This is a genomic window from Cupriavidus basilensis (genome assembly GCF_029335485.1).
Lineage (GTDB): Bacteria > Pseudomonadota > Gammaproteobacteria > Burkholderiales > Burkholderiaceae > Cupriavidus > Cupriavidus basilensis_E.
The window spans coordinates 1-11,953 of sequence record NZ_JARJLM010000522.1 but is presented as its reverse complement, the minus strand read 5'-3'; the positions used below and the strand labels follow the sequence as shown (position 1 = coordinate 11,953).

Annotated in this window: 13 protein-coding genes and 1 pseudogene; 7 read left to right on the top strand and 7 right to left on the bottom strand. The window is 62.0% G+C overall.

What is annotated here, in order from left to right; translation table 11 throughout:
- The 3 genes from P3W85_RS32205 to P3W85_RS32195 all read right to left on the bottom strand — a co-directional run.
- A partial coding sequence (locus P3W85_RS32205) for a molybdopterin cofactor-binding domain-containing protein (RefSeq protein ID WP_276267738.1) occupies positions 1–1,249 on the bottom strand: 1,249 nt, incomplete at its 3' end.
- On the bottom strand, positions 1,246–1,749 hold the full coding sequence (locus tag P3W85_RS32200) for a (2Fe-2S)-binding protein (RefSeq protein WP_017227249.1): 504 nt from the start codon (positions 1,747–1,749) through the stop codon (positions 1,246–1,248). The genes P3W85_RS32200 and P3W85_RS32205, both read right to left, overlap by 4 nt.
- Before the next feature lie 289 nt (positions 1,750–2,038).
- Entirely contained in the window at positions 2,039–2,953 is a 915-nt protein-coding gene (locus P3W85_RS32195; RefSeq protein WP_276267740.1) for a LysR family transcriptional regulator, read from the bottom strand.
- 90 nt (positions 2,954–3,043) lie between these two features.
- Between P3W85_RS32195 and P3W85_RS32190 the strand changes: the two genes are divergently transcribed.
- The 5 genes from P3W85_RS32190 to P3W85_RS32170 all read left to right on the top strand — a co-directional run bounded on the left by P3W85_RS32190 (position 3,044) and on the right by P3W85_RS32170 (position 6,139).
- Positions 3,044–3,346, top strand: a complete 303-nt coding sequence (locus P3W85_RS32190; protein WP_276267737.1) for an SDR family NAD(P)-dependent oxidoreductase — start codon at positions 3,044–3,046, stop codon at positions 3,344–3,346.
- A gap of 22 nt (positions 3,347–3,368) precedes the next feature.
- The gene (locus P3W85_RS32185) at positions 3,369–3,998 is read left to right on the top strand and encodes a glutathione S-transferase family protein (protein ID WP_276267736.1); all 630 of its coding nucleotides are present in this window, start codon (positions 3,369–3,371) and stop codon (positions 3,996–3,998) included.
- Between the two features lie 86 nt (positions 3,999–4,084).
- A complete protein-coding gene (locus P3W85_RS32180) occupies positions 4,085–4,453 on the top strand; it encodes a nuclear transport factor 2 family protein (protein WP_276267735.1) in 369 nt (122 codons plus the stop codon).
- A gap of 311 nt (positions 4,454–4,764) precedes the next feature.
- Positions 4,765–5,037: a hypothetical protein gene (locus P3W85_RS32175; RefSeq protein WP_276267734.1), complete on the top strand. Its 273-nt coding sequence runs from the start codon at positions 4,765–4,767 to the stop codon at positions 5,035–5,037.
- Between the two features lie 337 nt (positions 5,038–5,374).
- Positions 5,375–6,139, top strand: coding sequence for a class I SAM-dependent methyltransferase (locus P3W85_RS32170; RefSeq protein ID WP_276267733.1), 765 nt, complete (start codon positions 5,375–5,377; stop codon positions 6,137–6,139).
- 268 nt (positions 6,140–6,407) lie between these two features.
- Here the strand turns inward: P3W85_RS32170 and P3W85_RS32165 are convergent, their stop codons facing one another.
- Positions 6,408–6,845, bottom strand: a complete 438-nt coding sequence (locus tag P3W85_RS32165; RefSeq protein ID WP_276267732.1) for an Rrf2 family transcriptional regulator — start codon at positions 6,843–6,845, stop codon at positions 6,408–6,410.
- An 82-nt stretch (positions 6,846–6,927) separates the two neighbouring features.
- On the opposite strand from P3W85_RS32165, the gene P3W85_RS32160 reads away from it, so the two are divergent.
- Complete coding sequence (locus tag P3W85_RS32160; RefSeq protein WP_276267731.1) at positions 6,928–7,902, top strand: alpha/beta fold hydrolase; 975 nt, start codon at positions 6,928–6,930, stop codon at positions 7,900–7,902.
- 277 nt (positions 7,903–8,179) lie between these two features.
- Here P3W85_RS32160 and P3W85_RS32155 read toward each other — a convergent pair whose 3' ends face one another.
- Entirely contained in the window at positions 8,180–8,749 is a 570-nt protein-coding gene (locus tag P3W85_RS32155) for a YdeI/OmpD-associated family protein (RefSeq protein WP_276267730.1), read from the bottom strand.
- Positions 8,750–9,069: 320 nt separating this feature from the next.
- Here P3W85_RS32155 and P3W85_RS32150 point away from each other — a divergent pair, with 320 nt between their 5' ends.
- On the top strand, positions 9,070–9,807 hold the full coding sequence (locus tag P3W85_RS32150; RefSeq protein WP_276267729.1) for a hypothetical protein: 738 nt from the start codon (positions 9,070–9,072) through the stop codon (positions 9,805–9,807).
- A 160-nt stretch (positions 9,808–9,967) separates the two neighbouring features.
- Here the strand turns inward: P3W85_RS32150 and P3W85_RS32145 are convergent, their stop codons facing one another.
- Both P3W85_RS32145 and P3W85_RS32140 read right to left on the bottom strand, forming a co-directional pair.
- Positions 9,968–11,425, bottom strand: coding sequence for an extracellular catalytic domain type 1 short-chain-length polyhydroxyalkanoate depolymerase (locus tag P3W85_RS32145; RefSeq protein WP_430869664.1), 1,458 nt, complete (start codon positions 11,423–11,425; stop codon positions 9,968–9,970).
- A gap of 422 nt (positions 11,426–11,847) precedes the next feature.
- A pseudogene (locus tag P3W85_RS32140) lies at positions 11,848–11,953 on the bottom strand (copper resistance protein CopQ); the annotation flags it as partial.

The following is an 11,953-nucleotide window of genomic DNA, read 5'->3' as shown; positions in this document are numbered from 1 at the left end:
CGTTCACCGTGACGTCTTCGGGCTTCAGGCCGAGATGGCCGGCCACCGTTTCACGCGTGGCCTGCGGCGCCTGCACCGATGCCCATACCTCGCACCTGCCGCCGGCGATGCGTGCGGTGGCCACCGGCGGTTCCATGGTGGCGTGCGCGATATGCGGCAGGTAGTACTGCGCCGTGACCCGCTTGCCCGGGCCGGCCAGCGCGGCCATGGTGTCGCCCTGGTTGCGCACCACCTTGCCGGGCTGGCTTGCCGCCTTCTCCATGGTGGCGCGGAACGCGCCGGACTCGTAGCCCGCGTTGGGGCCGTCGTTCCAGCGGATCTTCAGCGCCTCGCGGCCCTTGATGGCCGACCAGGTATTGGTGGCGATCACCGCCACGCCGCCGAGCGGGTGGAACATCGCGGGCGCGGGGCTGCCGGCGATTTCGACCACCTTGACCACGCCAGGCACCTTCATGGCCTGCGCGGCGTCGAAGCTGGCGAGCTTGCCGCCAAACACGGGCGGGCGCGCGACCACGGCGTACAGCATGCCGTCCAGCCGCACGTCGATGCCGTATTGCGCGCGGCCGGTGGCGATGTTGCGGCCATCGATATTGCGTGTGTTGTCGCGGCCGATATAGCGGAACTGTGCCGGGTCCTTCAGCTTGAGGCTGGCGGGTGCCGGCACCGGCAGGCGGGCAGCATCCTTCGCCAGGGCACCGTAGCCAAGGCTCTTGCCGCTCGGTACGTGCACCACCGCATGGTTGCGGGCCTGTACTTCGCTCACCGGCACGCCCCAGCGCGCCGCGGCGGCGGATTCCAGCATCATCCGCGCGCTGGCGCCGACACGCCGCATCGGGTCGAAGAAATGCCGGACGCTGCGCGAGCCATCGGTATTCTGGTTGCCATAGCGGACCTCGTCGCCGGGGGCCTGCACCACCAGCACCTGGGCCCAGTCGGCTTCGAGTTCGTCGGCCACCACCATCGGCAGGCTGGTGCGCACGCCCTGGCCCATTTCGGAGCGATGGCAGACGATCGACACCTTGCCGTCCTCGCCGATGCCAAGGAAGACCAGCGGGCTGTCCACGGCGCCGCCGGGCATGCCGTCGCGACCGTATTTCTTGGGTTCTTCCGCGGCCAGCACGATGCCGTCCACGCCCACCGCCAATGTCAGGCCGGCAAAGGCGCCCATGCCCTTGAGCCAGCGGCGTCGGCCGGCGGATGCCAGGGCGCCGGCGTTGTCCGGCGCTGCAAGCGAGTCTTGTCCGCTCATTTGGCGCTCCTCCTGGTGGCGGGCTGGCTGGCCGGCTTGGCGGCCACGTTCGATTTCGCCACGTGCTGGATGGCGGCGCGGATGCGCGTATAGGTGCCGCAGCGGCAGATATTCCCGCTCATGGCGCCGTCGATGTCTTCCTCGCTCGGATGCGGGTTTGCGTGCAGCAGCGCCGAAGCGGACATCAACTGGCCCGCCTGGCAGTAGCCGCACTGGGGTACGCCGAACTCCTCCCAGGCCGCCTGCAAGGCCTGCCCGATCTTGTCGGCCGACAAGCCTTCGATGGTGGTGATCTTCTTGCCGACGGCCGCCGACACCGGCGTGACGCAGGAGCGGATGGGTTGCCCGTCCATATGCATGGTGCAGGCGCCGCACAGCGCCATGCCGCAGCCGAACTTGGTGCCGGTCAGGCCCAGGTGGTCGCGCACGGCCCACAGCAGCGGGGCGTCGTCGGGCAGATCGATCTTTTGCGGTTTGCCGTTGATCGTGATGGTTGTCATGGTTTTGTGGGGTGGTCCAACGGGAAAGAGGGGGCTGGCGCGCAGGGCAGGCGCTCGCGCGTGGCGGGGGCGTGGGCTGCGGGTCTGGCGAGCGCTGTCGCTGCAGCGTTGCGCATCGCGCATTGTGTTCCCGGCCGCTGCGGCGCGGGAATGACGGTTTCGGGATTTCTCAATTCCAGAAATTGGAATGATGGTGGCGTGGCCGCTGGCGGAGAAATGCGCTTCGCCGGATTGCGGCATGGGAGGATCGAAGCCACCAGGGTGACGATCGGCTGGACGGCGGCGCCCATCACTTTGCGCGCCATTCTGCCGTGGTCAACCTGGCGATGAAGAAGTCGGCCAGCGCGCTTACCTTTGCGGGTCTTGCCCGGGCGGAGGGGGTGACGAAATACAGGCCGCCTTCGGGCAAACGCCAGTCGGTCAGGATCGGTTCAAGCTGCTTGCCCGGGAAGTACTGCGCGGCTACGAATTCAGGAAGCTCGGTGATCGCAAGCCCCGCAAGAACCGTGGGCAGCAACGCTTCCACACTCGTTCCCCGTAACGCCCCGGTTGGGGTGACCGCGCATTGTTCGCCGTGCTGGTGAGTAAAGCGCCAGACGTCACGCTGGCTTCTGTTGGCATAGGTCAGGCACTGGTGGGCGCCGAGCTCTTGCGGGTGCTGCGGACGGCCATGGCGGGACAGATAGGCGGGCGATGCCACGACAAACCGGCGCACGGGCGCAATGAGACGTGCGACGAGCGACGAGTCCTCCAGGATGGCGATGCGCAGCGCGGCGTCGAAGCCGCCGCCAATCAGATCGGCCTGGGCATCCGTGAGATGCAGATCGACGGAGATCTCCGGATAGGTCTGGAAGAACTCGGGCAGCAGCGGTGCAACCCAGCGAGCGCCGAATGAGAACGGCGCGGCAAGCTTGACGAGACCGCGCGGCCGGCTTGAAGTCTCGCGCGCGAAATCCTCGGCTTCTTCAGCATCGGCGTAGAGCTTCGCCGCGCGCTCGGCGAGCGTATGGCCGTAATCCGTGAGCGCAAGCCGTCGGGAGGTGCGGTTGAACAGACGCCCCCCGAGCCGCTCTTCAAGGCGGGTAACCGCCCGCGAAACCGTGGCGACCGAAACGCCCATCGCCGTCGCCGCGGCAGCGAATGAACCCTCCTCGGCGACCTTCGCGAACATCGCGAGCCCTTCAAAATCCGGTAGCTTCGACATCGACAATCCTGCAATGATTGTTTGCATTCATTTCTATTTCGAAAAATAGCACGGCGTCATAGATTTGTCTCACCGCACAGGAGATCCATCATGGAACGCAGGCTCGAAGGAAAGATTGCCGTCGTCACCGGCGGTACAACCGGCATCGGCCTCGCCGCCGCCAAGCGCTTTGCCGCCGCGGGCGCGCGGGTCTTTGTGACCGGCCGCCGCCAGGCTGAACTCGACGCCGCCATTGCGGCGATCGGCGCCAAGGCGACGGGTATCCAGGCGGATTCAGCCAACCTCGGCGATCTCAAGCGCCTCTACGCGCACGTGAAGACGGAGGCGGGCGGCTCGCTGCATGTGATCGCGTTCGGTGGTGGCCCCATCAGCTTTGACGGCCGCCGCGCCTGACTCCGGAAAAAAGGACACGACCATGCTTGAAGTTTTCGCATTCGCCACGCCCAACAGCCTCAAGGTCACCATCGCGCTGGAAGAGATCGGTCTCGACTATCGGCTCGTTCCCGTCAACTTGCGCCAGGGCGCGCAGAAGACCGACACCTTCAAGGCGATGAATCCCAACGCGAAAGTCCCGGTTCTCGTCGACCGTTCCGCTCCCGGGGATGGCGAGCTGATACTGAGCGAGTCCGCCGCGATCCTGGTCCACCTTGCAGAGAAGACCGGACAACTTCTGCCGAAGGATGGCCCCCAGCGCGGCAAAGTCTTCGAGCAGCTCTTCTTCCACGCCTCCGGCCTCGGCCCGGCGTTCCTGCAGGCTTTCCTGGTCGCGATGCAGCCGTCGCCACAGCCCGGGGCAAAAGCGCGCGCGCTGTCGGAGGTGGATCGGACGCTGGGCGTGCTCAATCACAGCCTTGAGCGTCATCCGTACGTTGCGGGCGACGCGTACAGCATCGCGGACATCGCTCACTTCGGGTGGGTGTGGCGCCATCAGGCAATCGGTGCGGCTCTCGATAGGTTTCCGTTCGTTGCGCGTTGGTATGACGAAATCTCGGCGCGCCCCGCTGTCGTCACGGCCATCGCAAAGACCTTGGCCCTTGCCCAGTAGCACGACGCCCGCTTCATAGATATCTGCACACGGTGACTTGGCTCAATCCTCAGTCCTCAGTCCTCAGTCCATCACCCAGGAGAAAGATGATGAATGACCGTATCCATGAACTGCTCGATCGCAACCTTCAGGAGGTCTTCGGCGAAAGCGACGCAATGCGCCGTCGCGCAGCCATCGAAGCGCTCTATACCGAAGACTGCGTACTCTACGTGCCGCCGGGCACCTTCGTCGGGCACGACGCGCTCGACAAGTTCGCCGGAGACCTTCGCGCAACGCACCCGCATTTCGCCTATACCCCACACGGCGAACCTCAGGCGCTTCACAATGCCGGCCGCCTTGCCTGGGGTTCCGGCCCGCGGGGCGAGGCACCCGACTATACGGGCTTGGATGTGATCATCGTCCGCGATGGGAAGATTGCCGCGCTTTACGTGTTCCTCGACTCCATGCCCGCATAGCCGCAGGGCAGGATGGTGGTCTGATGTACAACAGTTCCGTTCGCTGCACGCTCACTTCGTTCCGTAACGCAGCACTCAAAGGTTGGCGAACTACTGGCGAGTGCCCTTGAGCAGGTGGTCAGCGAGCGGCGGTAAGGGGTCGGCAAGGGGCAGCCGACTGCGACAGATGGGCGTCGCAAGTCGGCCAGGAAGAGTCGCCCGAGGTGCCCACGGCCGAGGTCCGTTCCCGGCCAGAAACGGTCGATCGACAACCACCTCCACTTTGTGGACAATTCCAGCCAGATCCTTCCGAACCACCAATTCAAGCCAATATGAGTGAACTCCAGGAAGAAGTGCAACGCCTCGCCGCGAAAGCTCTGGCCGACTTCAATGATCGGGCACAGGGAAGGCTCGATTTTTCGGAAGAAAGTCTGCAGGTTGTCGAAGAGATGCTTGCGGAGGCTTCAGAGTATCGAGACGATCTACCGTCTGAAGCGGTGGAAGGGCTGGTGACCCGACTTGGTTGCTACACCTGGAAGTCGGTCGCCAGCAGTTTGGAGGCACGTATTCATGGCTCCAAGAACGAGATCAGCCCGTGCTTGTAGTTGGTGATCAGCAAAGTCATACCGCTATTGGGACTTGGGACAAGGTCCGTGGCCGCTTGTCCGGAGATACTGGCGACAACATTCCGTTTTTCTTTGAGGGCTTTGCAGAACGAGTCCGAACATCATCCGGCGGAGGCCGAGCCCTCTACATTTGAGATCAACGCGGGAATGTCCGCTTCGGGGGCAAGCTAAGGACGGCTTCGGGTCGGCAACCGCCGATGACCGCAGTCGGCCCTCGAACCGTGAGCCGACGTCGGAGTTCGGCCAGCCTCAGTCACTCGACTAGCGTCCGTACATCGCTGACAATCAAGTACCTACAGCAATCCAAGGGAACTCCATGACTCGACCCGCAGAGAGCTTCTACGATGACATGGCTTCCTCTTATCACCTGATTTTTGACGATTGGGATAAGGCGATCGAGCGTCAACGGGCGGTATTGGCGCCGCTCATAAGCGAATCCGGTGTGCTTGGCACCATCCTCGATTGCGCATGCGGAATCGGTACTCAAGCGTTGGGACTCGCACGCGCGGGATATGACGTTGAGGGCACGGATATATCGAAGACGGAAATAGAGCGGGCGACACAGGAGGCTGCCCTGCGAAATCTGGACGTCGAATTTCGCGTGGACGACATGAGACTGCTCGCCACATGCAAGGCGCAACATTACGGCACCGTTGTGGCTTTCGACAACGCCATTCCACACTTGCAGAGCGACGAGGAAATCGCCAACGCGCTGGCGGCGATGCTCAGGAGCCTACGACCGCGGGGTAGGATGTTTGTCAGCTTGAGAGACTACGGCACGTTGCTGACTCAGCGACCGATTGTGCTACCGCCATCACTGTTCATGGACAACGGCCTTCGCCGCATTGTGCATCAGGTCTGGGACTGGCAAGACGCTCGGCGTTACACAGTTCATTTGTACATCACCCGGCAGACGAACAGTCTCGACTGGCAGTCGAGCCATTTCGTCGGTCGCTATCGTGCTATCACGCCCGACGAGGTGGCAACTCTCTCCGCTCAGGTCGGATTCAACGACGTACAGGTCCTCTCACCAACCGTCACTGGCTATTACCAACCGATTGTTGCGGCGATGGCCCCCTAGTCTGGATGCCCCGTCCGATTGAGCTTTGTAAGGCCGATACCGGGAACGGCGACCGTCCCTTGTGGGTTGGTACCGGCCTCTTGACTCGGGAAAGGTCACCTGTTCGATAATCGGCCGCAGGCGGCCGTTCACGGCCAAGAAGGGACACTGACAGCGCTCAAATCAACGGCTGCTTGCAGGCTGGAAGCTGACACCCGTTCATCCGAAAAGTCGTTGTCAAGCAAGCCCGCGCGACTTGCACATTAATACCCATTCCATGGTCCCCGAACTAGGTCGTCATCTTGCCCGACTTTGACGCGGTTACGTCGTGCGCGATCTGTGAGAGTCGCTTTTCGCCAAACAGTTGAAGCAACGTATTTTCTGCTGAACACAAGGCCTCATTGATGAGCCGATTTACCGCCGCCTCTACCGGACAATTGCGATTGTCGTCAGCCGGGCCGACCGCGAACAATGCGGTGTGCGCGATGGCCACGTAAACGTCTCGCACCGTAAGAGCATTGAGGTCACATGCGAGTGCCCAACCTCCGCCTGGACCGCCTGTAGACCTTGCATATCCAGCTTCGCGTAGCGCAGCCATTGTGCGGCGAACGACGACGGGGTTCGTATGCAGCATCTGCGCGATCGTCTCCGAAGTGGTCGCGCCGCCGCGAAGGTGCATGTGGATGAGTACGTGCAGAAGTCGAGCCAGCCGGGTATCACGTTGCATAACTTTGAAAATGTGGAAATGAGTAACTTTAGATGTTACGATATGTGGAGATTCTTGTGTACAACTGTCTCTTCGAGCAAGCATGAGTGCATACCGTCAAACCTATATTGAAACCAACGGCATCCGCCTGCACGTCGCAGAACAGGGCGATGGTCCGTTAGTGTTGCTTTGTCACGGCTTTCCCGAGACCTCGCATGCCTGGCGGCACCAACTGGGGGCACTTGCGCGCGCCGGCTTCCGCGCAGTTGCCCCAGATTTGCGTGGCTACGGATCAAGCGAATGTCCAGCGGCGATCGGACAGTACACAACCTTGCACGTTGTCGCTGACCTGGTTGCGCTTGTTGATGTGCTCGGAGAACGCGACGCAGTCGTCGTGGGAAATGATTGGGGCGCAACCATTGCCTGGCAGGCTGCGATGCTTCGGCCCGACCGCTTTCGCGCGGTCGCTGCGCTCGGTGTGCCAATGATGGGCCGCGCGCCGATGGCGCCGAGTCGGCTTTTTCCGAAGACCGATCAAACGTGGTTCTACACACATTACTTTTCCGAACCAGGGTTGGCCGAAACAGAACTTGAGCGTGACGTTGCGGCCACATTGCGCAAGATCTATTTTTCTGCATCGGGCGATGTAGGTGTCCGCGACGCGAATACACCTAATCCTTTTGGACTTCTGCTACGGAGTGGCGGGCTCCTTGACTCTCTGAATGATCCGTCCTCGTTGCCCGCGTGGCTCGCGCCCGCCGACCTGGACAGATTCGTTCAGGCATTCAGCGTTTCTGGCTTTCGCGGCGGATTGAACTACTATCGCAACCTAGACCGCAACTGGGAAGTGCAAGCCGCTTTCGAGGGCCTGTTGATCGAGGTTCCCGCCCTATACCTTGTTGGCGAGCGAGACACGGGTCTGGCAGTTCCAGGCATGCACGACATCATTGGCGCCATGCCCCAGATCGTGCCAAACCTGCGCGCCTCTCGAGTGGTTCCGCGAGCAGGGCACTGGCTACAGCAAGAGGCGCCGGATTTCGTTAACTCCGCATTGATTGAGTTTCTTCGCGAGCTTTGATTCACTCCGGCGTGGTCTGACGGTTCAACTACGGTTAGCGGACATTCCGCGCTCAGGAGGGTATGTCGGAGAAGGGTCGGGCCGCGACCATGCGAGGAAGTGCAGACTTGGTCTCCCTTCAGACGTGTGAGACGACGCGCTCGAATTGGCGGAGCAAACTGAAGTATGACAACCCGATAGCCGGCGAGCGGGCGCTTGCCGGCCAGTGCGAAGCGGCCATTAGGGGTTTATATGCCATGCCCCCGTTTTGGCAAATTCTCCGTCAGAAGCGCAAGATCTATGGATAGAAGGTTTCGCCACGGTTCAGCATGTTGACGAATTCCTCGATTTTACGCGCCCTTGTTTCTGGTTTTTTGGCATTCTGTATCCGAAACAGGATGGCATAGCGGTTACGGCTGTTCAGTGTTGCAAAAAACTTCTTGGCTTCCGGATTTGCGTCCAAAGCCACCTGCAGGTCGTCCGGCACTATCGAGTTACTGGCCGACGTATAAGCAGCCTTCCAGCGGCCGTCCTTCCTAGCTTTCTCGATTTCGCACATGCCGGGCGGGCGCATTCTGCCTGCGGCGATCAGCGCTTCTGCCCTGTCTTTGTTAAGTTTGGACCAGATGCTTTTTGCGGAGCGTGGGGTGAAGCGTTGTAACCAGTGTTTCTCGCTCTCAGCCTGCTTTTGACCATCAATCCAGCCATAGCAGAGGGCGCTTTCCAACGCCTGTTCGTAGGTTACGGTTCGCTGCTCGGTGCCTTTTTTCGCTAGACGCAGCCATGCTCCCGTCGAAGTGCTGCCGTTTTGCCCTAACCAACTTTCCCATTCGGTCTGGCTGGTAAATGTTAGAGCGCATTCGGTCATGTCACTATCCTGAATGGTTGAGTACATGTGCGGGGAAGGCGTCCGCAGTCTAACAGTGTGTTTATACGGACATCAACGTCCGTGGTGCGACCAAAGACCGGTCGCTCAGTAGCCACTAGTCCGTCGGCTGGTTTGGGTCGGCTACGGAAGTTGGCCGTGGAGTCGGCAACGCACGATCGGCACCCACGCTTCGAGCCTCCGAGTTCGGCCAGTTCCAGGCAGTCGATGTGCCAGTATTGGCCGCCCGAAGCCGGGGAGGGGCGGTCACTGGCATAGAATGCTGGAACATTGATGACTATTGCCAGTGGCAACAGGTTCCGATGGTTTACAGCAAGGAATTTTTCGCGCTCCAGATCGAGGCTGCGAAGGCGGTTGCGGCTCTTGCCGGACTGCCCATCGGCCGGGCTTTGCTCGATTACACGAATCTCTACATTCGCTTCGGGCTAGGTAGGGATTTCAATCACAGCCACCCGATTTGGCGTCGCTACGTCGACGGCGTGACCCGCTCAGCGGATGTTTGCGACTGGACCTATCGCTTCTATCTCGCGCAAGGCGAAGACTTACGGCCCGCCGCGACGTCCGCCTGTTTTTCGTATGCGATGCAAGGCGAGGAACACGTGCGAATTCATTTCCGAAACGCGGAGCCGGCCACCACATCGCCTTTGAGCAGCGAGCGCCTGCCTGCACGGCTTGGTGAGCTTCGGTCAATTTTCGGTGACGTCAGGCGCGCCGGGAACAATGTGAAGGGTGTAGTCGGCACCTCGTGGCTCTATAACCTTCCTGCATATCAGCGGTGCTTTCCCGCGTCGTACATCGCCAGCGCCAGGGTCGCAGAACCGAGGTATCGCCACGTATCGCTATGGGGGCAGTTTCTCGACCGCAACGGCTCGCTTAGACACGGCGTTGTGCGGGATTTCAAGGGCCGGCTCGAGCGGCTTACCGGCCTTGGAGACCTGGCGCTGGCCTTCCCGCTGCAGGCGCTCGCCGTAGAAGCCCCGATCGCGGATTTTTACAGGTTTTACGGCATATCGGCCGATGGCCGGCGAACGTCCGCATGACCGCAACGGAATGGAAGCGGCCGCTATCCTGACGTCTGTCGGTTGAACGGAACCGGGTCGACAAGCGACCTTGGTTCCCCTCTCCCCTCCACATAGCGGCAAAGAACCCAGAGAAGGCCGCCGTCAGGCGGCCTGGCACCACGATGCGCGCAGCAGGCGATTACGGGCAACTGCCGACCACATAGTAGCCGGCAGCCGTCTGCGCGAGCGTATTCGTGTAGAACACGTTATCGAGGCCCATGCTCTGGTTCGAGCCGTTGGCATACGCGATGCCGCCGCTATCGTGCGCGCGCCCGGCAACGACGTGGGCGTAGTTGCTGGCCGTCGTGGCCGTGCAGGTGAAGCTCGATTGCGTCGTGGCCGCGATCGCGGTTGATCTGGCGCTTTCTCCGGAGGCGGGATCGATTTCCGTGACCGCGTAGCTGTAGCTGGTGCCTGCGATCAGGCCCGGATCGGTATAGCTTGTCGACGTCGACGAGCCAACCTGCGTGCCGTTGCGGTAAATGTTGTAGCCGCTTGCGTTGGTGACCGGATTCCAGGACAGGGATATCGAGGTCTGCGTCGTGCCGGTGACGGCAAGCCCGGTCGGCGGCGTGCCCGGTTGCACGGGGCCGGCGCCGGCGCGCAGGTTGTTCTTGACCCAGTAGTCCATCAGGAACACCGGGTAGTTGATGTGCGAGGCGTCCACGTAGTTGGTATTGTCGCCGCCGGTGCCGGCCGGCCAGGCGTGGGCCATGCCGGATACCGTGATTTCATGCGTACGCACCTTGCCGTTGCTGTCGGTGTAGGGCGTATTGGTGCCGCCGCCGGTAATCGAGACCGCGGTTCCCCGCGTGAACGTGCCGCCATAGATCTGGCGGAACGCCGCCGTGTCGAGCGGGCCATAGGCCTGCGCCACTGTGTAGTCCGACGTGCCCCAGACCGCGCCGGCAATCTGCGTGGTGAACTTGCCGGCGTTGGTGCCGGCCCATGACTTGCATTGGTTGGCCGCCGTCGTGGCCGTATAGCCGGACGGGACAAAGCCGATCTGCGCGGTCGTGGTGCCCGGCGGCGGACCTGCGTTGATGCCCACGCCCGCGAACATATCCGGCGCAATGCAGCCCAGCACCATCGTCATGCCGCCGCCCGATGACAGGCCGGCCACGTAGACCTGGTTGGGGTCGATCGCATATTGCGCATTGCCGACAAAGCGATTGACGAGATCCAGCAGGACGCCGACATGGCCCGAGGTGCGGCTCGGCGCGGTATTCGCGTAATCCCAGCAATGGTTGCTGTAGACATTGCCGGTCGCGTTCGGAGCGAGGATGACCGCCCCATATTGGTCGGCAATCGTTTTCCAGTTGAAACCACCGCCGTTGGCATTGTCGACGACATCGCCGGTGGCCGTCTGCTGGCAGCCGTGCAGGACCAGCACCAGCGCGCGCTTGCCATTCGGCGTGGTCGGCTGGCTGGCGGGCCAATAGAAATAGCCGGTCAGGCTGCCGCCATTGACCGTGTCCGCAGCCCAGGTCTGCTGGCCGCTCCACGCGCCGGGCCCGGCCGTGGCGGCGTGCGCCGAAAATGCGTACAGCGTGGCCAGGAGCATTGCAGCCAGCATGCGCAACCATTGACGTTCCATGCAGGATTTCATTGTTTCCAGTCTCCTTTCTGTGTTTTCTTCAGCTACCTTGCGCCACGCGGCGCGACCGGCGGAAAACGGGCAGGACTTCGCCCCGGATGCCGTCGGGCAAAGCTTCCGGAACTACGGTATTGGCCTTGAAACGGGACTACGGAAAACCTGCGGCAGGAACCGGGGGCTACGCGCGCGGATTGTCGCTATGCGATGTGGTCGGACTGGCGGCCGGGCGCGGCCTGGCTGGCCTGACTAACATGAGACATGATTCATGTTTCATGGTAGGAGGCGGAGAAGAGGGTTTCAACTAGTGGCTTACCCTAGTGAGGCGGCGTTGCAGAACGTTGCCTCGCGGCATCAGCCGTCAAGGCCGCGGCACCGTGTCAGGCGGTACCGCGGCGTGGGGAGCCGGGGGTGTTGCGGTTGCATCAGACGTTGGCGCCTTCGGTGAAGACGTCGAGCTTGCCGGAGCGTGCGCCATCGGTGTAGGCATCGAAGCTGCGGGCCGGAGAGGCCGAGACACCCGAGCGATCC

What these genes read in the sequence shown, in the direction of transcription:
- P3W85_RS32155 (WP_276267730.1), bottom strand. Translation starts at nt 8,749, where the DNA reads ATGACCGAATGCGCTCTAACATTTACCAGCCAGACCGAATGGGAAAGT.
- P3W85_RS32175 (WP_276267734.1), top strand. Translation starts at nt 4,765, where the DNA reads ATGAGTGAACTCCAGGAAGAAGTGCAACGCCTCGCCGCGAAAGCTCTG.
- P3W85_RS32200 (WP_017227249.1), bottom strand. Translation starts at nt 1,749, where the DNA reads ATGACAACCATCACGATCAACGGCAAACCGCAAAAGATCGATCTGCCC.
- P3W85_RS32195 (WP_276267740.1), bottom strand. Translation starts at nt 2,953, where the DNA reads ATGTCGAAGCTACCGGATTTTGAAGGGCTCGCGATGTTCGCGAAGGTC.
- P3W85_RS32180 (WP_276267735.1), top strand. Translation starts at nt 4,085, where the DNA reads ATGATGAATGACCGTATCCATGAACTGCTCGATCGCAACCTTCAGGAG.
- P3W85_RS32150 (WP_276267729.1), top strand. Translation starts at nt 9,070, where the DNA reads ATGGTTTACAGCAAGGAATTTTTCGCGCTCCAGATCGAGGCTGCGAAG.
- P3W85_RS32145 (WP_430869664.1), bottom strand. Translation starts at nt 11,425, where the DNA reads ATGGAACGTCAATGGTTGCGCATGCTGGCTGCAATGCTCCTGGCCACG.
- P3W85_RS32160 (WP_276267731.1), top strand. Translation starts at nt 6,928, where the DNA reads ATGAGTGCATACCGTCAAACCTATATTGAAACCAACGGCATCCGCCTG.
- P3W85_RS32190 (WP_276267737.1), top strand. Translation starts at nt 3,044, where the DNA reads ATGGAACGCAGGCTCGAAGGAAAGATTGCCGTCGTCACCGGCGGTACA.
- P3W85_RS32165 (WP_276267732.1), bottom strand. Translation starts at nt 6,845, where the DNA reads ATGCAACGTGATACCCGGCTGGCTCGACTTCTGCACGTACTCATCCAC.
- P3W85_RS32170 (WP_276267733.1), top strand. Translation starts at nt 5,375, where the DNA reads ATGACTCGACCCGCAGAGAGCTTCTACGATGACATGGCTTCCTCTTAT.
- P3W85_RS32185 (WP_276267736.1), top strand. Translation starts at nt 3,369, where the DNA reads ATGCTTGAAGTTTTCGCATTCGCCACGCCCAACAGCCTCAAGGTCACC.